The organism is Sulfurovum sp. (genome assembly GCF_015493435.1).
Lineage (GTDB): Bacteria > Campylobacterota > Campylobacteria > Campylobacterales > Sulfurovaceae > Sulfurovum.
Window position 1 is genome coordinate 1 of the sequence record NZ_WGDD01000017.1, and the last position, 22903, is coordinate 22903.

The 22903-nt window shown below is 45.3% G+C and carries 22 protein-coding genes and 1 other RNA gene; 9 read left to right on the top strand and 14 right to left on the bottom strand.

Features of this window, described 5'->3' with window-relative positions; genetic code table 11:
* The 4 genes from F8L24_RS02795 to F8L24_RS02810 all read left to right on the top strand — a co-directional run.
* On the top strand, positions 1-602 hold a 602-nt coding region (locus tag F8L24_RS02795; protein ID WP_294951530.1), incomplete at its 5' end, for an N-acetylmuramoyl-L-alanine amidase.
* A gap of 243 nt (positions 603-845) precedes the next feature.
* The gene (gene argF, locus F8L24_RS02800; protein WP_294951532.1) at positions 846-1769 is read left to right on the top strand and encodes an ornithine carbamoyltransferase; all 924 of its coding nucleotides are present in this window, start codon (positions 846-848) and stop codon (positions 1767-1769) included.
* Between the two features lie 119 nt (positions 1770-1888).
* On the top strand, positions 1889-3256 hold the full coding sequence (gene hemN, locus F8L24_RS02805; protein WP_294951534.1) for an oxygen-independent coproporphyrinogen III oxidase: 1368 nt from the start codon (positions 1889-1891) through the stop codon (positions 3254-3256).
* Between the two features lie 11 nt (positions 3257-3267).
* Positions 3268-4569, top strand: a complete 1302-nt coding sequence (locus tag F8L24_RS02810) for a (Fe-S)-binding protein (RefSeq protein ID WP_294951536.1) — start codon at positions 3268-3270, stop codon at positions 4567-4569.
* On the opposite strand, the gene F8L24_RS02815 is transcribed toward F8L24_RS02810, so the two are convergent.
* The 5 genes from F8L24_RS02815 to panB all read right to left on the bottom strand — a co-directional run bounded on the left by F8L24_RS02815 (position 4566) and on the right by panB (position 9431).
* Positions 4566-5810, bottom strand: a complete 1245-nt coding sequence (locus tag F8L24_RS02815; protein ID WP_294951539.1) for an ArsS family sensor histidine kinase — start codon at positions 5808-5810, stop codon at positions 4566-4568. The two genes, F8L24_RS02810 and F8L24_RS02815, sit on opposite strands and share 4 nt — an antisense overlap.
* Positions 5807-6487 carry a response regulator transcription factor gene (locus tag F8L24_RS02820; protein WP_294951572.1) on the bottom strand — a complete coding sequence of 227 codons (681 nt, stop codon included), beginning with the start codon at positions 6485-6487 and terminating at the stop codon, positions 5807-5809. The genes F8L24_RS02815 and F8L24_RS02820 overlap by 4 nt, the downstream gene beginning before the upstream one ends.
* Positions 6488-6575: 88 nt before the next feature.
* Complete coding sequence (locus tag F8L24_RS02825) at positions 6576-7616, bottom strand: AI-2E family transporter (protein WP_294951540.1); 1041 nt, start codon at positions 7614-7616, stop codon at positions 6576-6578.
* On the bottom strand, positions 7606-8619 hold the full coding sequence (ruvB, locus tag F8L24_RS02830; protein ID WP_294951542.1) for a Holliday junction branch migration DNA helicase RuvB: 1014 nt from the start codon (positions 8617-8619) through the stop codon (positions 7606-7608). Before ruvB ends, F8L24_RS02825 begins: the two co-directional genes overlap by 11 nt.
* Positions 8619-9431 (bottom strand): 3-methyl-2-oxobutanoate hydroxymethyltransferase, encoded by an 813-nt coding sequence (panB, locus tag F8L24_RS02835; protein WP_294951544.1) that lies wholly within the window; start codon positions 9429-9431, stop codon positions 8619-8621. The genes ruvB and panB overlap by 1 nt, the downstream gene beginning before the upstream one ends.
* 143 nt (positions 9432-9574) lie before the next feature.
* Here panB and trpA point away from each other — a divergent pair, with 143 nt between their 5' ends.
* Positions 9575-10315, top strand: coding sequence for a tryptophan synthase subunit alpha (gene trpA / locus F8L24_RS02840; protein WP_294951546.1), 741 nt, complete (start codon positions 9575-9577; stop codon positions 10313-10315).
* Positions 10316-10341: 26 nt separating this feature from the next.
* Here trpA and F8L24_RS02845 read toward each other — a convergent pair whose 3' ends face one another.
* Complete coding sequence (locus tag F8L24_RS02845) at positions 10342-10821, bottom strand: PAS domain-containing protein (protein WP_294951548.1); 480 nt, start codon at positions 10819-10821, stop codon at positions 10342-10344.
* Between the two features lie 205 nt (positions 10822-11026).
* On the opposite strand from F8L24_RS02845, the gene lgt reads away from it, so the two are divergent.
* The 3 genes from lgt (at position 11027) to F8L24_RS02860 (ending at position 16935) form a co-directional block, all read left to right on the top strand.
* Positions 11027-11815, top strand: coding sequence for a prolipoprotein diacylglyceryl transferase (gene lgt, locus F8L24_RS02850; protein WP_294951550.1), 789 nt, complete (start codon positions 11027-11029; stop codon positions 11813-11815).
* 103 nt (positions 11816-11918) lie between these two features.
* Entirely contained in the window at positions 11919-15332 is a 3414-nt protein-coding gene (locus tag F8L24_RS02855) for a BadF/BadG/BcrA/BcrD ATPase family protein (protein ID WP_294951552.1), read from the top strand.
* Positions 15333-15423: 91 nt separating this feature from the next.
* Positions 15424-16935: a hypothetical protein gene (locus tag F8L24_RS02860; RefSeq protein ID WP_294951554.1), complete on the top strand. Its 1512-nt coding sequence runs from the start codon at positions 15424-15426 to the stop codon at positions 16933-16935.
* Positions 16936-16962: 27 nt separating this feature from the next.
* Here F8L24_RS02860 and F8L24_RS02865 read toward each other — a convergent pair whose 3' ends face one another.
* From F8L24_RS02865 to F8L24_RS02885, 5 genes are read right to left on the bottom strand one after another with little or no spacing between them, the layout of a single operon-like run.
* Positions 16963-17817, bottom strand: coding sequence for an ATP-binding cassette domain-containing protein (locus tag F8L24_RS02865; RefSeq protein WP_294951556.1), 855 nt, complete (start codon positions 17815-17817; stop codon positions 16963-16965).
* Positions 17814-18509: a molybdate ABC transporter permease subunit gene (modB, locus tag F8L24_RS02870; protein ID WP_294951558.1), complete on the bottom strand. Its 696-nt coding sequence runs from the start codon at positions 18507-18509 to the stop codon at positions 17814-17816. Before modB ends, F8L24_RS02865 begins: the two co-directional genes overlap by 4 nt.
* Positions 18502-18903 carry a TOBE domain-containing protein gene (locus F8L24_RS02875; RefSeq protein WP_294951560.1) on the bottom strand — a complete coding sequence of 134 codons (402 nt, stop codon included), beginning with the start codon at positions 18901-18903 and terminating at the stop codon, positions 18502-18504. The genes modB and F8L24_RS02875 overlap by 8 nt, the downstream gene beginning before the upstream one ends.
* Before the next feature lie 12 nt (positions 18904-18915).
* On the bottom strand, positions 18916-19671 hold the full coding sequence (gene modA, locus F8L24_RS02880) for a molybdate ABC transporter substrate-binding protein (RefSeq protein WP_294951562.1): 756 nt from the start codon (positions 19669-19671) through the stop codon (positions 18916-18918).
* Positions 19672-19704: 33 nt separating this feature from the next.
* Positions 19705-20481, bottom strand: coding sequence for a TOBE domain-containing protein (locus F8L24_RS02885; RefSeq protein WP_294951564.1), 777 nt, complete (start codon positions 20479-20481; stop codon positions 19705-19707).
* 106 nt (positions 20482-20587) lie between these two features.
* Between F8L24_RS02885 and ssrA the strand changes: the two genes are divergently transcribed.
* Positions 20588-20961, top strand: a transfer-messenger RNA (tmRNA) gene (ssrA, locus tag F8L24_RS02890).
* A gap of 445 nt (positions 20962-21406) precedes the next feature.
* Here ssrA and F8L24_RS02895 read toward each other — a convergent pair.
* From F8L24_RS02895 to F8L24_RS02905, 3 genes are all read right to left on the bottom strand, one after another.
* Positions 21407-21811 (bottom strand): hypothetical protein, encoded by a 405-nt coding sequence (locus F8L24_RS02895; protein ID WP_294951566.1) that lies wholly within the window; start codon positions 21809-21811, stop codon positions 21407-21409.
* A 92-nt stretch (positions 21812-21903) separates the two neighbouring features.
* Entirely contained in the window at positions 21904-22563 is a 660-nt protein-coding gene (locus tag F8L24_RS02900; protein WP_294951569.1) for a transposase, read from the bottom strand.
* Between the two features lie 135 nt (positions 22564-22698).
* A partial coding sequence (locus F8L24_RS02905; RefSeq protein ID WP_294951570.1) for a hypothetical protein occupies positions 22699-22903 on the bottom strand: 205 nt, incomplete at its 5' end.

Consider the following 22903-nt stretch of genomic DNA (forward strand, 5'->3'; position numbering starts at 1 on the left):
CCGCCTTTTTTGCCCTGCTGATTTTACTGCTCATAGGCTTCATTCTCTATCAGAGCCTCAAGGCCCCTATATCTGTGGTCATACAGGCAGGGCATGAGGGACGTACCTGCGGCAATACCGGCGCGGTGTGCAAAAACTACAAAGAAGTAGCGTGGAATATCAAAGTTGCTGATATGACAGCAAAGCAGCTTGAAGCATGGGGCATTGATGTCAGACGGGTACCTGCCGACACCCTGCCTGTGCGTGCAAAGATCGCTGTCGCCATCCATTTTGACTCGGCAAAGCACATTTGCCGTTCGGGCGCTTCTGTAGGCTACCCAGACACCAACGCCTCCCGTACCTTTGCCCGGCACTGGAAAGCGCTCTACAAACCCTGCTTTCCCTTTACCTGGCATACCGATAACTTTACAGACAATCTAAAACACTATTATGCATACCATACGATTCATGCAGAAAAATTTTTAGTCTTGGAATTAGGGGAAATTACATGCCAAAAGCAGACGGCATGGCTGAAGCCAAGGCTGCATAAGATTGCCCTGTTGATTGCCTATGCCATTGCTAAAGAGCTGGGGAAGCAGGTACCAAAGCCTCCCGTTTTATAGTACTGCCGTCAGTTTGGTATACTGTTTCGTATGCTGCTCTTTTCTGAAAATGGATGCCTTGTAACATACCTTGTATTCTATAAAGCATTACTTTCTATAATAATAATATTAATTTTATCAAATATAGAAATGGGTGCCGTATGTAAAAGTTCATTTTAGTCTTATTTATGGTAGAATATTCTCTTTTAAATTTCAATTGCATGCCTCTCTTTTCAAAAAACAGGCGATGCTGAGGACAGTCCAATGAGACATTTTTTAACACTCAAAGATTTCACCAGAGAAGAACTTTTGGAGATGATCGCACTGGCACAGAAGATCAAGGCACAGACCAAACGCAGAGAGTTCGTTCCCTACATGGAAAGACAGACACTCGGAATGATCTTTGAGAAAAGCTCTACACGTACCCGTGTAAGCTTTGAGACCGGTATTTACCAGCTTGGAGGTATAGGCCTTTTTCTTTCCTCCAACGATATCCAGCTGGGACGCGGCGAACCCATGAAAGACACAGCCCGGGTCATCAGCCGTATGGTCGATATGGTGATGATACGTACGTTTGAGCAGAGCAAACTCGAAGAATTCGCCGCCTATTCCAAAGTACCCGTCATCAACGGTCTGACAGACAGCTACCATCCGGTACAGCTGATGACAGACTACCTGACCATGATGGAATTCGGCAAAGCGGACAATCCCGTCTGTGCCTATGTGGGTGACGGAAACAACATGACGCACTCCTGGCTGATGCTGGCAGCCAAACTCGGTTTCGAGCTGAGAGTCGCCACGCCGGAAGGCTACGAGTGCGACCCTGCCATCGTGGCTGATGCGATGGCCTTCGCCAAAGAGAGCGGTGCGAAGATCACTTTTGGTAATGACCCGAAAGAGGCAGTCAAAGGCTGTGATGTCGTCACTACCGATACCTGGGTCTCCATGGGACAGGAAGACGAAAAAGAGATTCGGCTCAAAGCCTTTAAAGGGTACATGGTGGACGAAGCCATGATGTCACTGGCCAAGCCAGATGCCATCTTCCTCCACTGCCTGCCTGCCTACAGAGGCTATGAAGTCAGCGAAGAAACCTTTGAGAAACACGCAGAGACCATCTTTAGCGAAGCAGAGAACCGCCTGCATGCCCAAAAAGGTATTATGGTATGGCTGGATCAGCATCGGGCATAGTGTTAACTATTTTTGTGAACCATTAAAATTGAATATCGCGTAGGATGCTGTGTCCCCACAGCACGCTGATAAAATGGTGCCGTCAGGAGACAGCACCCTACATACATGCAAGGAAAACAATGAGCAACATCGATTTCGAAAAATTCAGCCAATACTCCAAGCCGGGGCCAAGATATACCTCTTACCCTACAGCCCTGGAATTCAATGATGATTTCACCTATGAGAGATACCTCAAATATCTGGATGAAGGTACGGACAAACTCTCTTTGTACATACACCTGCCCTTCTGCCGTTCCGCCTGTTACTTCTGCGGATGCAACGTGGTTTTTACTTCCAAAGAGGAGAAGCTCAGCCAGTACATTGAATACCTCAAAAAAGAGATAGACATCCTCGCTCAGCACCTTGACACAAACCGTGAAGTGATCCAGTTCCACTTCGGAGGCGGCACGCCGACCTTCTACAAAGCCTTTGAACTTGACGAAATCGTCACCTATGTCAAAAAGACCTTCCCGAACTGGAGTGAGGATGCGGAGATCAGCTGTGAGATCGACCCGAGATTCTTCAATGAAGATCAGATGAAAGTCTTTCAGAAACACGGTTTCAACCGTATCTCGTTCGGTGTCCAGGATTTCGACCCGAAGGTACAGCAGGAGATCCACCGTATCCAACCTTACGAAATCACCAAAGCGGCCGTGGACCTGGCCAGGAAATACGGTATCAACTCCATCAACGTTGACCTGATCTACGGTCTGCCCTACCAAACCTTCGAGAGTTTCAAGAAGACGCTTCAGGAAGCATTTACTCTGAGTCCGGACAGACTGGCAGTATTCAATTACGCCCATGTGCCATGGATGAAAAAGACCATGCGTAAATTCGATGAGACCACCCTCCCGACACCAGATGTCAAACTGCAGATCTTCCAGTACACTATTGACTTTTTTGAGAGCAATGGGTATAAAATGGTAGGGATGGATCACTTCGCCAAGCCCGAAGATGAACTTTTCGCCGCCATTGCCAAAGGGGAACTGCACAGGAACTTCCAGGGATACACCACCAAAGGCGGTGCGAACCTCATCGGTATCGGTCTGACCAGCATCGGCGAAGGAAGCCGCTACTATGCCCAAAATACCAAAGATATGAAGGTGTATGAGGCTGCCATCGATGCGGGGAAACTTCCGTTTGAAAGAGGCGTGGAGCTTTCCGAAGATGATTACCTGCGCAAAGCGGTCATCATGGAACTGATGGCGAACTTCTCCATCGACATCAAACGGGTCGAAAAGGAGCACGGTATTAACTTCAAAGCATACTTTGCCGATGCCCTCGAAGCATTGCAGGAGTTTGCAGATGCCGACCTTATTACTGTCACGGATGAAAAAATTTCCGTAGGAACCACAGGAACCCTGCTTATACGAAACATTGCTATGCCGTTCGATGCCTATATGCACCAGTACGGCGGGAACAAAAAGAGTTTCTCAAAGACGGTGTAAAAGGAATATATTTGAAAAAACCAGAAGAGATCTTCAACTTCACCGCCATCAGCGACGACTGTATCAAATGCGGTAAATGTATCCCCGTCTGTACGATCCACCAGATCAATCCGGATGAGACAACCTCACCGCGCGGTTTTATAGACCTCTTGGGTGCATACCAGAGAGGGCAGCTCGAACTTGACAGAGATGCCAAGAATATTTTTGAAAGCTGTTTTCTCTGTACCAACTGTGTCGATGTCTGCCCCAATTCTCTTCCTACCGATATGGTCATTGAAGAGGTACGTGCGGATATTGCCGACAAATACGGTATTGCCTGGTTCAAAAGAGGGTTCTTCTTCCTGCTTCGCCACCGCAAGATCATGGACTTTGTTATGAAATTTGGTTTCATGTTCAAGACCTGTGCACTGGCCGAAGATGACAAAGGCAGAGGACTCAGGGCCAGATTTTCACTGCCGATGATGAAGAAGGACAGGCTCATCCCTTCAATGATGAAGACTTCTTTCCTGAATACATACCCGGAAGAGATACCGGCACCGGACCAAAAAGGCAAAAATCCCCGTGTTGCCATATTTATCGGCTGTCTCGGAAACTATAATTATGAAGGCATAGGCAACGGCCTTGTGGAGATACTCGAAAAACTGAATATTGACATCTTCATCCCCAAAGACCAGCTTTGCTGCGGAGCACCTGCCTATTTTACCGGAGATGTTTCTTCTGTGGAATATATGACCAAAAAGAATATTGAATACTTCGAGAGTTTCATGGATGAATGTGACGCTATGCTCATCCCGGAAGCCACCTGTTCGGCAATGGTCAAACATGACTGGCAGGTTTTCTTCAAAAATCACGATATGCCGGAGTGGGAAGCCAGAGCCAAAAAGGTAGGCGAGAAGATACATATGGCCACAGCCTGGCTGCATGACAACACCAACCTCAAAGCAATGCTTGAACAGAAAGGAAAACGCTTTGATGAAGTAGTTACCTACCATGACCCCTGCCATGCCAGAAAAGTCCAGGGTATTTATGAACAGCCCCGTAACCTGCTTGCCCCGAACTATCCCATGGTAGAAATGAGCGATCCAAACCGATGCTGCGGTTTCGGCGGCGTGACCATGCAAACAGAAAAGTTTCATTTTGCCGAAGCGGCTGGCAAACCCAAGGCAGCCATGATCGAAGAAACCAAAGCACACTATGTCAGTGCGGAATGTTCCGCCTGCCGTGTACAGATAAGCGAATCAATGAACCATGCAGGCGTAGAGACGATCTTTAAAAATCCTCTTGAACTCATTGCCGAGGCCCTGAAGGATTAGCCAAAACGCCGGCGAATATCGGGTTCGATCATAAAAATGTTTTTTCCTTCTTCATAACGGTATCCAAGTTTATATCCCAGTTTTTCCAAAATGCTGTTGACAATGTAAAGCCCCAGCCCAAAGCCGCTGCTTCGTTTCTCTGCCTGGGAAAACGGTTCAGTATAGTAACTGAGGGGATGCTCGAGTTTATTGCCTTCGGAAGCTATTTCTATGAAACCGTCATTGCTACGCAGGACCACACACTTCCCTTTACCGTATTTAATACCATTATCCAAAAGATTTTTAATGGCCAGTGCCATAAATTTTATGTCGGTGGTCAGTGCCTTGTTCTTAATGTCTACCGTAATGCAGCTCTTGTCAGCCATGAGCATATCCTGGCTTTTGTCTATTACTTCTTCGAGTGTGACATATTCCATATTGGGTTCAAAACTCTGCGTTGTCACCCTTTCGATCTCTGCAAGCTCTGAAATAAGTTCATTCATACGCTCAAAAGCACGCACCAGCACTTTTTTGGTACTTTCATCCTCCAGCATTTCTGCCACGATGCGTCCCTTGGTAATGGGTGTTTTGAGCTCATGCATCATATTGCGCATAAAAAGGTTTTTTGAAGCACTCAGTTCATTGATATGGCAAATGGCATCATCAAAGCTTTTTGCGATCTTTCCGATTTCATCATCATGCTCATAAGTGATACGGGTATTCATATCTCCCTGTGCAAAACGCTGTATCTCTTTATGCAGTTTTTTAAGCGGATAGAGCTTTTTCAACACGGCAAGATAGAGCAAAAGCAAAAGCAGGATCAGAAAGACACCTACGCCCATAGCAATTTCAAAGTAGTAGTTTTCCGGACGGTCGTCTTTGAGCATTAAATTATAAGACATACGCTGAACATAAATATAATGTTGCCCGTTAATCACAAAAACACGGACACGTCCGGCATTGGAACCGCCGCTGAAAATCGTTTGGCCGTTAGTGCGTATCTCATTTCTAAGTACTTTTACTTCAGCGGGGGTAAGCGGGCGGACATGCAGTTTGTCATACAGTTTTTTGAGCTCTTCCCTGTCCGGACCGAGCCTCAGATTGGAAAGGAACGTAATGGAGATCAGCTGGTAGCGTTTGAACTCTTCGATCTTCTGGCGGTCTTTATCCCAGGAGATAAAGAGCAGAAAAGTTGCGATCAGTATGGCGATCGTCACAGAAAAGAGAATATGTATGAACGCCGTTACGGAAATATTTTTCATACACGGTCAGTTAAAAGATACCCTACACCGCGTATAGGTTTTATATAGATATGGTCAGGATCGATCTTGGCGATCTTCTGCCTGATACGTGAAATGATCACATCAATATTTTTAATTGAACTGTCATCATCGATATGTTCACTTTCATACAGTAGCTGTTCACGGGAAACCGAACCGTTCTTATGCTGGATCAGCATACCGAGTACATCATACTCTGCGGCAGTGAGGTCAAGCAAATGGCCCTTGAAAGTAATGGTATGTGCCTTGGGATCGGAAATAAAAATATCTTCTTTTTTCTCTTTTTTTTCATCCATACTGTGGGTACGTCTCAGAATTGTTTTGATACGTGTCACAAGTTCACGGGGGTCATACGGTTTGGGCATATAGTCATCCGCACCACGCTCCATACCGATGACCTTGTCCGTAATATCATCGCGTGCTGAAGAGATAATAATAGGGATATTGGTAATATCCCGAATCTTGGGAATCACTTCAAGCCCGTCCATACCCGGCAGTGTCAGGTCGAGAATGATCAGATCAAAATCGTGCTGTGTCAACAGTGAAAGCCCGATATAGGGGTCTTCGGCACCAATGACTTCCATATCATATTTTGTAAGGTAATTCGTCAAGATGAGTGCCAGTTCCGGGTCATCTTCTATGATCAGTATCTTTATAATAGCTCTTTCCTTTTAAACAGTTTGATTGCTGTACTGCAATAGTAAACATGATAATAGCATCAAGTAGATGAAACCCTACTTTCGGAAACTATTTGGCGGCTGCCTGTTCTTTAATATTATAGTCAATATAGATTTTTGTAATAGCGATCAGAAAAGATGTGATCGCCGGTCCAAGGATCATGCCCCAGAAACCGTAGGTACTCATACCTGCCAGGATAGAAAAGAATATTACCAGTTCATTGACTTCGATATTGCTTTTCAGCAGATCTTCCTTGATCACTTTGATAATAACAGGCTTAATGAAAGTATCGGCAATAATGGAAATGACCACGACCGAGTAGGAGGCTATGAAAATAGCCGTATTGGCATTGATCGTCGTCCAGGCATAGAGGGAAACCGGTATCCAGACGACTGCACCTCCGACAATCGGTATCAGTGATGCAAAACCGTAGATCATACCGAAAAGCAGTCCGTCATAACCGAAGTAGCTGACCATAACACCAAACAGAACCCCTTCAAAGATCGCTGTTACGATGATGGAATAAAACACAACTTCCATGGTAGACGAAACTTCATGGATCATTTTTGCACTTTTTATTTTACTGATCGGCATCAGGGCACGAACCAGTTCGAAAAAGCGTTCCCCGTAGTAATTGATCAGAAAATAGAACACCAGAACCAGAACCATATTTTTGACAAACCCCAGACCGACACTTCCCGCTGTCGTCACATAGGACGTCGCATAGCGGATATATCCTGCGATCTTTTCGTCACTCAGGGCTGTGGCGATCCAGTCCTTAATAATGGGGATTTCTTCCCCAAATGTTTTAAATACTGCCGTTACATGATTGATCTTTTCAACACTCAGCTGGGAAATATATCCGACCCCTGTTGTTGCCATATAGACAATGGGGGCAAAAATGATCAGCATCAGAAGCAGTGTGGCAATCCCTGCCGAAATTTTTCTTGATTTAAAAAACTTGATCATTTTCTTGGTCAGGTTGTATGTCGCCATGGTCAAAAGCATGGCAACGGTCAGAGAAAGTAAAAACGGTTTGTAAATACTGTAGGCACCTATGACAGTAAAGACAAAGAGCGCCGTGATCATCAGGCTTTTGTTATTCATCATCGAACAGTCCCTGCCTGCTTCCGCCCAGTTTGAAGTGTTCATAGCATTTCGGTGTAGCGATTCTTCCTCTTGCCGTTCTCTCAATATAGCCATTGGCTATAAGATAAGGTTCCAACACATCTTCGATCGTCCCCTCATCCTCACTCAATGCCGCACCGATCGTACTTAAGCCCATAGGTTTGTTCTTTGCGGAAACCAGCAGTTCAAGCAACTGAATATCCTGTTCATCAAATCCGAGATCATTCACACCGAGTTCATCAAGAGCATACTTTGCTCTTGCCAGCGTTACTTCGTTTTCATCCGCTACTTCAGAAAAATCACGTACCCTTTTGAGCAGGCGCAGCGCTATACGCGGTGTACCCCTGCTTCGTCTTGCTATCTCTTTTGCCGCCTCTTCTTTGGAAGGTTTTTCCAACTTGTGTGAAGCCTGGGAAACGATCTTTGCCAATTCGGCAGGGGTATAGAACTGCATTCTGAAATGCATTCCGAAACGTTCACGCAGCGGATTGGAAAGCATCCCTGCCCGTGTTGTCGCTCCTATCAGTGTAAAACGCGGCAGATCGATCTTTACCGTCTGCGCAGCAGGGCCCGAACCGATGATAATATCCAGACGAAAATCCTCCATTGCCGGATAGAGTATTTCCTCGATCGCTGGACTCATACGGTGAATCTCGTCAATAAAAAGAATATCCCCTTCTTCAATATTGGTCAAAAGCGCAGCAAGGTCACCGGCCTTTTCTATCATCGGTGCTGCCGTCGTTTTGATATTGGTATGCATCTCTGAAGCAATAATATTTGCCAAAGTCGTTTTCCCCAGCCCCGGCGGTCCGAAAAAAAGAATATGATCCAGTGCTTCTTCCCTTCGTTTGCTTGCTTCAATAAAGACTTTTAGGTTTTTTTTGATCTTTTCCTGTCCGATATACTCATCCCAGGAACTCGGACGAAGTGTTACTTCATAGGAAGCTTCGTCATCAAAACGCTCTATCTCGACCATTCTTTCCATTAATACGTATGCTCCCCATCAGGAAATGCACGGGATTTTACTTCATTGATATACTGTTCCAATCCCTCTCTTACTTCTTTTGCGCCCTGGCAGTAGCGTTTGACAAACTTTGGTTTGAAGGCTTCAAAGAAACCGAACATATCGCTCCAGACAAGTACCTGCCCGTCCGTAGCATTGCCGGCACCGATACCGATGGTAGGTACTTTCACCGCTTCGGTAATCTGTTTTGCCGCCTCGGGAAGAACTCCTTCGACCAGTATGATCGCGGCACCCGCTGCTTCAAGTGCCAACGCATCTTCAAGCAGGGAAGCGATATCTGCTTCACTTTTTCCGCGTACTTTATACCCGCCTTCACTTCTTACATGCTGCGGCATCAAACCGATATGGGCAACGACGGCGATACCGTTATCGCTTAATATTTTGACCGTAGAGGCTTTCTCTTTTCCTCCCTCGATCTTTACTGCCTGTGCACAGGTCTGGGCATACACTCGTACGGCATTCCGCAAAGCTGTTTCGGGTGTGATGTAGGAACCAAAAGGCATATCAAATACAATACAGGCATGCTTTGCTCCGTTGCAGACAGCCTGGGTATGGTAGATCATCTGATCCATTGTGGCAGACAGCGTATCTTCTTTCCCTAAAAAGCTCATATTGAGACTGTCACCTACCAGTATCATTTCCACTTCACCGTCAAAAAGCTGTGCAAAAAGCGCATCATAGGCCGTTACCATGGTTACAGGCTCAATACCTTTCATCCCGGCAATAGTGCCGAGTGTTATTTTTTTGTCTGTTTTGGGGGTATGTATACTCATAATATAAAATCTATTCCTTTTGCCCTGTCCTGAATTCATCGGCAGGCATCTCTCACTATTTGGTACTCATTTTATCAAAAAAATGTATAATATCACAACAAAACGTCATATTGACACATTTTATTGAAACAAAAGAGTATATTTTGAAAAAATTAGTTGCCTACATTACCACCGGGTTTCCTTCACTGGACTTTACTGTAGATGCTGCTTTGGCTTTGGCCGAAGCCGGTGTCGATACCCTTGAACTCGGTATGCCGTTCTCCGACCCTGTTGCAGACGGTCCTGTCATTGAGGCTGCCAACCTCAAAGCCCTTCAGAACGGTTTTAAACTGGATCACCTTTTTGACATTTCTGCCAAAATAGCACCCCACATTGATACGCTCTGGATGGGATATTTCAATCCTTTCTATCACCGGGGTATGGAAAACTTCATTGCTGAAGCAAAGCAGGCGGGTGTCAACGGATTTATCATACCGGATCTGCCCTATGAAGAGGCACAGCCATACAAACCGCTGATCGAAAGTGCAGGACTCAGCCTCATAGATTTTATCGCACCGACCGATTCCAGGGAACGGATCGGAGAAATCGCCGCTGAAGCCAGGAAATTTATTTATCTTGTCGCTTATGCCGGTATCACAGGTACAGGAAAAAGCGAAGACCTTCAGGGAATTGTCAGCGATATCAAACGCTTCACTGATACCCCTGTCTATGTCGGTTTCGGTGTCGACCAACATACAGCAAAAGAAAAAGCCAAGGGAGTCGACGGTGTTATCGTCGGCTCAGCGTTTGTCAAAGTGCTGCTCGATGACAGTTTGAGTGATATGCAGAAAATTGCCGGGATCACTGCGATAGCAAAAGAGATAAAAGAGAAGATCAATACTTGATTCTCTCTCTTCTTAGTCAAACAGATTTATGTTTCGAGTGATTCCGCTATTTCAAGCTTTTCATTTTTGACATACAGTACCACTCTCGTCATATCTTCCTCTTCACTGCGGAGTTTGTCATAAAGATTTTGCATCTCTATTTTTTTTGCTCTGGAAACAGGTTCCCGAACTGATTTGTACTCTATCGGCTCACCCTCTTTCACGACAGTGGACATGCGTGCAAAGACCCAGTAGTATCCCCCGTCTTTACGAAGATTTTTCACATAGCCTTCCCAGGCATCTCCTCTCTGAATCGTTTTCCACATATCCGCAAAGGCCGACTTCGGCATATCCGGATGCCTGATGACATTATGGGGTTTGCCTATCAGCTCTTCTGGTTTGTAACCTGATATTTCAGCAAAAGTTTCATTCACATAAGTGATCTTTCCGCTGAAATCCGTACGTGATACAATAAGTTCATCTTCCGGTACTTCCGTTTCAATGAACATATCAAATGTCGTTGTCATACCTTTTCCTCCTAAATGGTTTTGTTCATATTCTACCATCTTTTGGATAATTTTTTTTGAGCTGCATCAATTAAACCCGGATCATGCAATAGAGATCATTCAACTCGCACAAGCATTTGCACGAATTTGAGCTATTGTATTGCATAACCCGGGTTAAACATTTTCAAGTATAATACTCCCAATTTATACACAAAGGTTATTTTCTTTGGAACATTTTATCTGGAATGCCGATCCCGTTTTGCTGCACTTGGGTCCTTTACAGCTTCGCTGGTACGGACTGCTTTTCGTAGGCTCTTTTTTTCTGGGGCTTTTACTGCTGCAATGGATATTCAAACGTGAAGGCAAAGACCCTGCACTGCTCGATACCCTTCTGATTTACCTGCTTGTAGGCGCGGTCATCGGCGCACGCCTGATGCACTGTTTTGCCTATGAACCGGAATTCTATCTTTCCCATCCGATTGAAATACTGAAAATCTGGAAAGGCGGACTTGCAAGCCACGGGGGACTGCTTGGTTCCATAGTGGCTATCTGGCTCTTTTGCCGTAAATACAAATTCGATTTCATGTGGCTGATCTCCCGTACGGCCATTGCAGGAACAATCACCGCTGCCTGTGTGCGTTTTGGGAATTTTTTCAATTCTGAAATACTGGGTAAACCTACTGACCTTCCATGGGCCGTCATCTTTGAACGTGTCGATATGGTTCCGCGCCATCCGGTACAGCTTTATGAAGCATTTTCATATCTCATTCTCTTTGCACTTATGCTCTTTATTTACCTGAAAAGCAGTGCTGCCTTTGCTACCCGCATACTGCCCGGGGTTTTTCTTGCCTTCATGTTCACCGTACGCTTCCTGCTTGAATATACCAAAAGCAGGCAGGCCGACTATACCTGGAGTCTTCCGATCACTACAGGACAGGCGTTAAGTTTACCTTTTATTTTCATTGGTATAGTATGGATAGTCTGGGCTGTCAGAAAAAAAGAACCGGCGCAGTAGTTCTCTGTAATGTGCCTGCAGCATGAAAAAGCTGCACTGAAAGAAAGAGTGTATGCTATAATAATATTTTAAAAATAAAAATAAGGTAGACAAAAAAAGATCCATGACAACAAAAATCAACAAAGAAGTTTATTCACTCGGCATCGATATCGGATCCACCACCGTCAAATACGTCCTTTGTGACAGCCGTTTCCAGATCATTGCCAAAGCCTATACCCCGCATGATACAAAACAGGCACCGACACTCCTGCGCCTGCTTGAAGCACTTTCTCTTTCCCATAAAGAGGCTTATGACAACATAGAAAAAGTGTATATTACGGGTTCCGGTGCAAGCCGTATCGCCCCCACGCTCAATGCCCGTTTTGTTCAGGAAGTCAATGCCGTGGTCCTCGCTGTAGAACATTTGCACCCCGACGTACGCTCAGTTGTCGAACTGGGCGGACAGGATGCAAAGATCATCCATTTCAAAGAGAGTGAAGATGGCAAAAAAAGCGTACTGACATCCATGAATGACAAGTGTGCTTCGGGTACGGGAGCAACCATAGAAAAGTGTACCATGAAAGTCGGTATGGAAAATGATGCCGTACAGAAACTCACCTTTCAAACCGACAAACTGCACCATGTGGCTGCCAAATGCGGTGTTTTTGCCGAAACAGATATTGTCAACCTTGTCAAAACCTCTGTCCCAAGCAATGAGATCATGAACTCTCTTGCCGACGCCATTGTTATGCAGAACCTTACCGTCCTGACACGGGGAAATACACTTATGCCCAAAGTACTGCTGCTCGGCGGCCCCAATACCTATCTTCCCTTTTTGCAGGAATGCTGGAAACTGCGTATCGCGGAACTGTGGGATGAACGAGGCATCCACTATGACAGGGAGAAACTTGACGAACTGATCATTGTCCCGGACAATGCCCAGTACTACGCTGCCCTGGGTGCTGTCATTTTCGGTGAGGGAGAAGCAAACCATAACAAAAACTTTGCCGGACTCATCCCGCTTAAAACACTTGTGGACACAGGGGGTGTCAACCAGAATGACAATGTTGACACACCGCTTGTAAAAAGCCCGGAAGAACTTGCATCGTTTAAAGCACATTATACGATCAAACCGTTTGTTCCTCCCCGCTTGACACAGAAAACAGGCTGTTATCTCGGTATTGACGGCGGTTCCACTTCCTCCAAAGCGGTATTGGTTGACGAAACGGGGGAACTGCTGCTCAAAGTCTATCAGCTTTCCAAAGGCAATCCCATCGAAGATACACTGGAACTTTTACAGAAAATAAAAGCCCAGGACCCTGAAGACCGCTATGACATCCGGGGACTTGGTGTCACCGGCTATGCGGCAGATGTACTGGAAGGGGCACTCCGGGCTGATGCCAACATCATCGAAACCATTGCCCATATGAAATCAGCGCAGAAAGCATTCGGAGAGAGCATTAATGTCATCTGTGATATTGGCGGCCAGGATATTAAAGTACTTTTTATGGAAAACGGTATGATGAAAAACTTTCGTCTCTCCAACCAGTGCTCTGCAGGGAACGGCACCCTGCTTCAAAGTATGGCAAAACAGTTCGGTGTGCCGGTAGAAGGTTTTGCCGATGTCGCTTTCGCTGCCAGGCAGGCTCCGCGTTTCAATTACGGCTGTGCCGTCTTTCTCGATACAGACAGAGTGAATTTCCAAAAAGAAGGCTATACCAAAGAAGAACTCTTTGCCGGTATTTCGAAAGTACTGCCCAAAAATGTCTGGCAGTATGTGGTTCAGGCACCCAACCTTGCCATGTTCGGAAAACATTTCGTCCTTCAGGGAGGTACACAGTACAACCAGGCTGCATTGAAAGCCCAGGTAGACTACATTAAAGAACAGGTGCCTGGTGTTACGGTAGATGTACACCCCCATCCGGGAGAAGCCGGCGCTATCGGTGCTGCACTCGAAGCGCGTTCTGTTGTCCGGCAGCGCGGTTACGGTACATTCGTGGGCATGGAAGAAGCACTCCAAATGACCTATACCTCCAAAACGGATGAGAGCACACGCTGTCACTTCTGTACCATAAACTGTTCACGTACTTTCATCGACACACAGACCCCTTCCGGCAATACAGCACGCTACATTGCCGGATTTTCCTGTGAAGACGGAACAGTCGAATCGCATGATGCACTCAAAACACTCAAAGACAACCGGCGTTCTTTGCAGGAAAGTGTTCCCAATCTTGTCAAAACAGAAGCCAAAAGGCTCTTTATGCCGCTTTATGAACTGCCGTCCAGACCGGACGCCCGGACACGTATACAGGAACAGCAGGTAAAAGTAACCCTCGGAGGCTGGGGACCGACACTGAGAAAAGAAGTCACACGGCATTTCAGCCTCAGTTCCGAAGCAGATATCCAATACAGGAAAGCGCTTAAGATCGCCATACCGAAAGTACTTAATATTTATTCGCTCGCACCTTTCATACGTACCTATCTCGAAGCACTCGATATCAATCCGCTGAACATCCAGTTCTCGACTTTTTCCAATGAAGATATGTTCCTTGAAGGAGCAAAATACGGTTCGGTCGATTCCTGCTATCCGGCAAAAGTGGCACAGTCCCATGTCTATGCGCTGATGTACGGAAAACGTTTTGCCAAAAAAGTATTTGACTACCTCTGGTTTCCTGCTGTGACCGAACTGCCCGGCTATGTCAAACATACCATGGGACAGACTTCCTGTCCTATCGTTTCAGGTACTCCCAAAGTAGTCTATTCCGCTTTTACCAAGGAGCGGGATCTTTTCAGGGAAAAAGGTGTAGCCTATGTAGATGATGCATTGAATTTTGACAACCGGGCACTACTCAAAAAGCAGCTCTTCGCTACATGGAAAGACAAACTGCATATCACGGAAGATGAAAACAACTGGGCGGTTGAACAGGCATGGAAGGCACTCGATCAGAATGACCGGGAGATCATGGCCCAAGGGCGTCGCATTCTCGATGAAGCGGAACAAAACAATGAAGTGGTCATTCTGCTGCTTGCACGGCCCTACCACTCCGACCCGGGGCTCAACCATGAAGTACTCGATGAGTTCCAGTCACTGGGCTACAAAACCATTTCCATGCGTGCCATCCCGAAAGAAGAAAAATACCTTATGCGTTTCTTTTCCGAAGATGTCACCCAGGGAATCATAGATTCTCCCTACGATATCAGAGATGTCTGGGCAGAAAATTTCTCTACCAATTCCGCCCAGAAGGTCTGGGCAGCCAAATTTGCCGCACGGCACCCCAACATAGCGGTACTTGATCTCAGTTCTTTCAAATGCGGACACGATGCCCCTACCTATGCAATCATTGACAGGATACTGGGGGCTTCCCGTACTCCGCACCTGACCCTGCATGATATTGATGCAAACAAACCTGGCGGTTCGATCAAAATACGGGTCAAGACTTTTGCCTATACCCTGGAGCAGTATCGAAAGCAGCTGCCCCGGTATGAAGCAACAGAGGCCATACACCCTGAAATGACACAACAGAAGGAACCTGTATGATGCCTATTTCAACAGATAAAAAGATGATTTTGCCATATTCATCGGCTCTGTCATCCTCTCTCTGCTATTTACTCTATAAAAAGGATTTCTCATGAGCATTGCCTGCAATACTGCCAAAATGACTGACAAAAACGGTGACCTTTCTTTTCTCAACCAAGCCCCTTCGCAATGGAGAGATGAACCCTCCAAACCCATCGGGTATGCCCCCAGAGAGGAGACTGTTTTCCTTTCAGGCGGACTGACACTTCTTCAGGACAAACTTGTCGAGGCTGCACTCAACTCTATGAATATCAACTTCATTGCCCTGCCCAATCCTGATTTCAAATCATTCCAGACGGGGAAGGCTTTTGGGAACAGAGGACAATGCAACCCTACCTATTTCACCGTAGGCAACCTTGTCAAATATCTTCAAAAACTGCGTGACGAACAGGGGATGAGCAGTGAAGAGATCGTCAGGAAGTATGTCTATATCACGGCAGGAGGCTGCGGTCCCTGCCGTTTCGGTATGTACATCACCGAATACAAAAAAGCATTGCGTGACGCAGGATTTGAGGGGTTCCGTCTGACCTCCTTTGAACATGACAAAGGGATCTTCCAGGGAGAAGCCATAGAGAACCAGCTTATTGATTTTAATCCAAAGTTCTTTGTCACGCTTGTCAAGTCGGTCATCATTGGAGATATTCTCAATCTCCTTGGCTATAAGATGCGCCCCTATGAAGTAGAAAAAGGATCTACTGACAGTGCGCTCGCAGAGTGCAAAGAGATCGTTTCACAGGCTTTCCTCTCCCATAAAAGTCTGCTTCAGGCTATGTGGAAGTGCCGCACCGTTCTGGAAAAGGTCAAACTCGACCGTATACAGGTCAAACCCAAAGTCATGGTCATGGGAGAGTTTTGGGCTGCAATGACTGAAGGAGACGGAAACTACAACCTTCACAGATTTTTGGAAGCTGAAGGGGCAGAATGTATTCCCCAGCCTATTTTAAACCGTCTGCTGCTCAGTCTATGGGAAGCGGAACAGGCGCTCAACCAAAACGAGGGCCTTGCAGCCGCACATAGCAAATCCATCGATTTTGCCAACGTCAAAAAACGCTTGCTGATCCGGGCAGGAAAAGCAGCCGTAAAAACCCACTTTACCCTTTATGCAAAAGCGGTCGGCCTGCATGATTACGAAATTCCCAACATGGAAAAACTGGCAGAACTCGCCAGGGGGTACTATACACTTGAGTGCAGCGGAGGAGAAGGACACCTCGAAGTGGCACACCTCATCGAAAGTGTCAAACACAACCTGGCACACCTTGTCATTTCTATCAAACCTTTCGGATGCATGCCGAGTTCTGCGGTAAGTGACGGCATACAGTCTCTCGTGACCAGCCGTTACCCGCAGGCGAATTTTCTCAGCATAGAAACTTCGGGCGAAGGTGCCGCCAATTTCTACTCACGCGTTCAAATGGCCCTTTTTAAAGCCAAACAGTCGGCGAAAGAAGAATATGAAGCACTGGATATACCTGAAACGATTCCGGAAAAATTAAATCATTATCTCTATCAGCCCAAAAATGAAAAAGCAGGCACAGCAGCACAGCTGATCTACAGTATTACCGTGTAGGGGGCTGTAGCGTTATTTTATTCTCTGTTATGCACCCACGATCATCGGAGCGAAGGCCTTCGTACTGACCCTTACTTTCTGCCCGATCTTCAGCTTTTCCGCTTCCCTGGAACTGACCACCACTTCCACAAGCTGCTGCCCGATGGAGACAACTGCCACATAGATCACATCTGCCTTTGCAATATCGAGCAGTTCCCCTTCAAAAGAGAATTTCTGGGACCCCTGTGTCTGAAGCAGTACTTCTTTGGGGCTTCCGTCATTGATGATCTGCCCCTGCTCCAGCAGCAGTACGCGTGACGCCAGACGGTAGATCTCGCTCGGATCGTGGCTGACCATGACCGTTGTCGTACCGAACTCCCTGTGCAGTGCCAGTATCTCATTTTGCAATTTCATCCTCATATCGGGGTCCAGTGCAGAAAGCGGTTCATCCATCAGCAGCAGTTTTGGCCGCTTCATCATCGCACGGCAGAGACTGACACGCTGCTGCTGCCCGCCGCTCAAAGAGTGCGGCAGCCTTTTTTTCAGATCATGCAGTTCAGTCAGCTCCAGCAGACGTTCAGCCAATACTTTGTCCTTTTCGGCAAACAGCAGATTCTCTTCGACTGTCATATTGGGGAACAGGGCATAGTCCTGAAAGACATAGCCGATCTTTCTTTGCTGCGGCGGAAGAAAATGTTTTCCGTCCTGCCAGACTTCTCCTGAAACCGTAATATTCCCTTCCGCCCTCTCCAAGCCTGCGAGTATCCTCAGAAAGGTGGTTTTCCCGCTTCCGCTTTTCCCTGTCAGCGCAACGAAATCCTGCTCTTTTATTTCAATACCGATAGAAAGGTTCATCGCTCCGGCACTGCCATGAAGGCTTTTTCTGATCTCCAGCTGTATCATTGCAGACCAAATTTCTTATGCTGTTTTGCATTGAAAATATAGACAGCCAAAAGCACCAGAAAACTCATGACGATCATGATGGCACTGTAGATATGCGCCGAAGTATAATCCATCACTTCAACCATATCGTAAATGGCTACGGAGGCGACTTTCGTCTTACCGGGAATGCTGCCCCCGACCATCAGTACCACACCGAATTCACCGACCGTATGCGCAAAGGTCACGATGAGCGCGGTCAGCAGGGAGGGTTTTATATTGGGCAGGGCCACTTTCAAAAGTGTGGCAAACCTGCTTTTCCCGGCAATGTAGCTGGCTTCAAGCATATTCCGGTTGAGCGATTCAAATCCGCTTTGCAGCGGCTGTACCATAAACGGCATGGAGTAAAAACAGCTGGCTATCACCAGCCCGGTAAAAGAAAAAGCCAGTTTAATGCCGAAGGTATCTTCAAAAAAGGCACCTATGGGTGAATGGGCAGAAAGGGCCCAGAGCATATAGAAACCGAGTACGGAAGGCGGCAGAACGATGGGTAGAGCCGTAACGGCTTCAAGTACCGGTTTTGCTTTTGAACGTGTCTGCGAGAGGTACCATGCCAGAGGCAAAGCAACGGCAAAGAGTATGACTGACGTGAGCGCCGCAAGTTTAAAAGAGAGGACAAAAGGCGTAAAGTCCATAGTTCGGAGTATTTCACCCATGGAGGATCTCCTGAATGTATATTTCACTCGCCTTGATGAGTGCGGTCACTGTTTCACCGGTATGAAGCTCCATTCTTTGCAAAGCATCCGAAGTAATGACCGCTTCCAGGACGGTATCAAAATGCTTTAAGGTCACCGTACCCAACAAGATACCATTCTCCGTCTTCTCAACACTGACCGGCAGCTGGTTGGCATAACTCAATGATCCGCTGATATTCTTCCCTATAGCTATATTCGTCGCTTTGACGGCAAGCCGGACAACGGTTCCGACCCGGACAGTATCGTTCAGGTCCAGACTCATCATTGTCAGACTGTCATTGTGCACGTTAAAACGGACGACAGTGAGATTATCTACCGTATCGATGCGGGTAATGGCTGCTGTCATACTGTTCATTTTCTTTTCTGCCTATCTTTTAACGGTAAAACCGTATTTTTTCATGATCTTCTGCACATCCGGAGTTCCGATAAAATTATAAAAAGCTTTAGCCAGTTTCGATTTTGAACCATATTTTGTAATACCGTACCCCTGCCTCAGAGGTTCATGCAGCGAATCATCTATCAGGTAATAGCTGTGGTATTTACTTTTGGCTATGGCAGGGGAAAGTACCAAAGAAAGAGCAATGATACCGATATCCGCTGCTTTGATATTAATATAGTTTGCTGTCTGTGAAATATTTTCGCCAAACACAATCTTTGGTTTCAGCATTTGGTAAAGTCCGACATGTTCAAGCGCCTGTTTTGCTTTTTCTCCATAGGGTGCATGAGAAGGGTTGGCAATGGTTGCCTGGTGTACCCAGAGTTTCTTAAAATTTTCAAAGCCTTCTTTTGCATCAAAATGGTCATTCTTGCTCCAGATAACGATCCTGCCTATAGCATAGAGCTTTGGTTTTGTTACGATCGCCCCCTTTTGATACAGATTTTCCACATAATCCATGTTGGCAGAGAAGTAAAGATCGTACGGGGCCCCGTTTTGCACCTGTACCCTGCCCTTTCCGGAAGATCCGTAGATCATATTTATTGTATCGCCCGGGTGCTGTGCCAGAAACTTTTCCTTGATACCGTCAAGCGCAAATTTCAAATCACTCGCGGCAAAGACCGTTATGGTATCGGCACACAGCAGGCTGCTCAGCAGCAAAGTTCCCAAAAGCAGTTTTTTTAACATTTCTATCCTTCACACATTTTTTTAAAGGTTCTCTTATCTTCCCAGCATTACATCGTTTGCTCTGATACCGACAGTGACACGGCACCCTTCACACACGCCCACAGGCTCAATATCTTCAATGCTTCTTACAGCAACGAGGGTATCGTGCCCGCCTATATCTACGGTTATTTTTGCATTGTACCTGTCTTTTTCTATGCGGATCACCCTGCCTTCAAGCCGGTTCCCCTGCTCATCTCCGACTGCGGACAGAATGTTGACATTGGAAGACTTGCAAATGGCTGTCACGGTCTGCCCTGTTTTGATACGAAGGTCTTCAACCGCTTCTTCGGTGATCACCGAAACCAGTGTCTGTCCGCTTTTTAATGTCAAATAAACCCTGGTATTGACGTCACCGGGTTCCATAGCTGTCACCTCTGCCTGTATCTGGTTTCGTGCCGATATCTGCAAGCCCAGCCTTCCGATGGTTTTAAATGCCCCGCTCTGAATATCTGTCAGTTCAGTCAGACGCTCCAGAAAACGGCTATGTTCTTCTTTCAAAAGTGCATAGTTTGCCAAAAGCTGCATACCGTATGCCGTAATAGTCGTACCGCCGCCGTCCTTCCCGCCTGTCTCCCTGTAGACAATGGGTTCGGGAGAGAGCGCATTCATTGCATCGACCGCTTCCCAGGCACTTTTGTAACTCATGGGTACCGCTTTGGCCGCCTTGGAGATGGAACCATGCTCCCTGATGGCATGCAGCAGGCATATGCGCTTTTCCAACAGAAACGGTTCACCTGATATCTCAAAGGTAAGCGGTGATGTAACTTCCATCTTTTTCCTTATATCTTTAAATATATAACGAAAATATTAGCATTATATACCTTAAGAAACAACGCTCTTGACAAAATAACCCAAAAGTGTTATTATCCGGCCACATGGGGGTGACTTGGTTTCGACTGGAGTAGTCGGGGCTATGTGCATGTCGGACTGGGCAATTCCGTTACGCGGCCCACTTAGCTTAAACGCAAACAATACAGATTACCGTCCAGCTTACGCAGTAGCGTAAGTCATTAACCCCGCTCACGCGGAGGACTGCCCTGCCGAGGAGTGTCATCTTACTCGGATTTTTGGGTATCACATCTGATGACTATGCTTCGGGGAAGCCATGCCCCGTTGTGAGAATTCTGGCTGGTTCAGTGTAGTTTTGGGTGTTGTACGAAACTGAATGAGAGCAAACAACACCGCCTAAGCATGTAGAGTCATAGTTCTAGCTATTTTAGGACAGGGGTTCAATTCCCCTCACCTCCACCAATAATTCATACATACTTCATTAAAAATGATAAAGTTATCGTTATAACCCGACCCTATTTACATTTTTACAAGTATATTTTCTGAGTTCGAGCAAAGTAAAACTTATACTACGTTATATTTACGAGAAGTTGCTCTCTGGATAAGCTTCTGTATTTAACAGCCCTTATTCCTTCTGTCATATTCATCGTGACTACATACACATACCAGATATGCAGTATCGGTAGAAATATTCATCAAAATTCGATATTGTGTGCTAGGGATACGGATTGAATATCTATCTTTATCTTTTTTACAAGTCATTTTTTTGTAGTGCAAAGATATATGATGAGGATCTTTCTCAAAGAGATCTAAAGTACTCTCAATTTCAGCTTTAGAAAGACTATGTTTTTTAATCAGTTGTTTTTTGCTACGGAGGTATTGAGAAGTTTTGATAATCTCCATAAGATTATGCTGACTTTTGGTTCTCTTGGAGTATACGGACTTCAAGTTGACCCATTCTATCCATGTAGATAACCAAAGATGTATAGAGTTTATCTGCTTGGATATAAAGATCTTCAAAGAGAATATCTTTCTTTTTAATCTGATCTAGTTTCTTTTTAAAGAGTTTGATATTCTCAATAGCATCTAATGTCGTATCATAAAATTCATCCAAATCATCAACAGGCAGACTATGCATTTCATCCATTTCTAATGCCAGTTTTTGTAATTCTATTTCTTGATTGTGAAACTTATTAAGGAGGAGACGCATCATTTTTTCAAATAGTTTTCTCGGTGCTGTTTCTAATGCTTCCTGTACTACATCGATGAAATCAACATAATCAATAAAGCTTCCATCCATTCGAGCAGTCATCATTATATCCTCATAATTTTTATTTAATTATAGCATAAAATAAAAGCTATCAGTCATTTAATCTTTCATATATAAAAGGGGACAAACTACTTTTATACACCTTTCCTTGGTCTTCCTCTCTCATTGAGTGTCGATAGCAAACCATGCTTAGTTGCAGTTTCTACTTGCCATTTTTCATTACCTAATGGTGCTTGTCTATTTACAGAGTTTCGTATAATGTGTAACTCACCTTCTCGTATAGGTGTGTTGACATACTCTGTCCATTCATCATGTAGTTGCATGTATGGTTTAGAGAGTAGCGTTCTATGCTTATGTTCTCTTTCCATCAAAGATCCATAGTCCCAGTCTTCGGCTCGTCTTACAAGTTTAGCTCTTAAGGCATTGGCTTCTATATATCGTATGAGCGTAATATAATAGCTCTCTTTCTCCACTATAAAGCTTTTATATCTTCCCTGCCAGATATGTCCCGAAGTTTTGTTTTTCTTATGGTAGTAGCGCACATGAGATGTCATGACCCATTGCATAAGTCTACTTAGACTGTTTGACTCTTTTGGTATAAGCAATAAATGAAAATGATTTGGCATAAGACAGTAGGCGTGTATCTCTACATTTTCTCTTTTACTTGCTTTTTCCAGTAGTTCCAAAAAATACGCATAGTCTTCCATATCATCAAAAACTTGCATACGCATATTACCTCTATTGATAATATGGTATATCCCTCCTGCGGTCTCTCCTCTTGGGATACGTGGCATTATTTGTCCTTTTTTGTTGGAAAAGTATAGCGAATGATTTATTAAAAGTAGCCTGTCACCTTTATTTTGTCCCCTTTATTTTCCAATCATCAAAGGTTTTAAGTGCTTCTAGGTATTTTTGAGATTTTGTCATGATTAGTCCTTAGTTTCATTTTCATAAAAAAACCATTTTTTTGCTGTAAATTCTTTTTTTGAAAAATCAAGTTTAAACATTAAATTCTTAGGATTATTTATAAAGAAACTAGTTAGCATTGTATTGAATTTTTGATGAGATATTTCATTTTTCTGTGTATCATAGTCTGCTAATGTACCACATATATAGTCTGGAATTTTATTAAGC

Excerpts from the sequence above, each read along its gene's own strand:
- ruvB (WP_294951542.1), bottom strand. The coding sequence starts at position 8,619 with ATGGAAAGAATGGTCGAGATAGAGCGTTTTGATGACGAAGCTTCCTAT.
- F8L24_RS02845 (WP_294951548.1), bottom strand. The coding sequence starts at position 10,821 with ATGACAACGACATTTGATATGTTCATTGAAACGGAAGTACCGGAAGAT.
- hemN (WP_294951534.1), top strand. The coding sequence starts at position 1,889 with ATGAGCAACATCGATTTCGAAAAATTCAGCCAATACTCCAAGCCGGGG.
- F8L24_RS02865 (WP_294951556.1), bottom strand. The coding sequence starts at position 17,817 with ATGATACAGCTGGAGATCAGAAAAAGCCTTCATGGCAGTGCCGGAGCG.
- F8L24_RS02875 (WP_294951560.1), bottom strand. The coding sequence starts at position 18,903 with ATGAACAGTATGACAGCAGCCATTACCCGCATCGATACGGTAGATAAT.
- modA (WP_294951562.1), bottom strand. The coding sequence starts at position 19,671 with ATGTTAAAAAAACTGCTTTTGGGAACTTTGCTGCTGAGCAGCCTGCTG.
- F8L24_RS02825 (WP_294951540.1), bottom strand. The coding sequence starts at position 7,616 with ATGATGAATAACAAAAGCCTGATGATCACGGCGCTCTTTGTCTTTACT.
- F8L24_RS02900 (WP_294951569.1), bottom strand. The coding sequence starts at position 22,563 with ATGCCACGTATCCCAAGAGGAGAGACCGCAGGAGGGATATACCATATT.
- F8L24_RS02895 (WP_294951566.1), bottom strand. The coding sequence starts at position 21,811 with ATGACTGCTCGAATGGATGGAAGCTTTATTGATTATGTTGATTTCATC.
- argF (WP_294951532.1), top strand. The coding sequence starts at position 846 with ATGAGACATTTTTTAACACTCAAAGATTTCACCAGAGAAGAACTTTTG.
- panB (WP_294951544.1), bottom strand. The coding sequence starts at position 9,431 with ATGAGTATACATACCCCCAAAACAGACAAAAAAATAACACTCGGCACT.
- F8L24_RS02860 (WP_294951554.1), top strand. The coding sequence starts at position 15,424 with ATGAGCATTGCCTGCAATACTGCCAAAATGACTGACAAAAACGGTGAC.
- F8L24_RS02855 (WP_294951552.1), top strand. The coding sequence starts at position 11,919 with ATGACAACAAAAATCAACAAAGAAGTTTATTCACTCGGCATCGATATC.
- modB (WP_294951558.1), bottom strand. The coding sequence starts at position 18,509 with ATGGGTGAAATACTCCGAACTATGGACTTTACGCCTTTTGTCCTCTCT.
- F8L24_RS02885 (WP_294951564.1), bottom strand. The coding sequence starts at position 20,481 with ATGGAAGTTACATCACCGCTTACCTTTGAGATATCAGGTGAACCGTTT.
- F8L24_RS02815 (WP_294951539.1), bottom strand. The coding sequence starts at position 5,810 with ATGAAAAATATTTCCGTAACGGCGTTCATACATATTCTCTTTTCTGTG.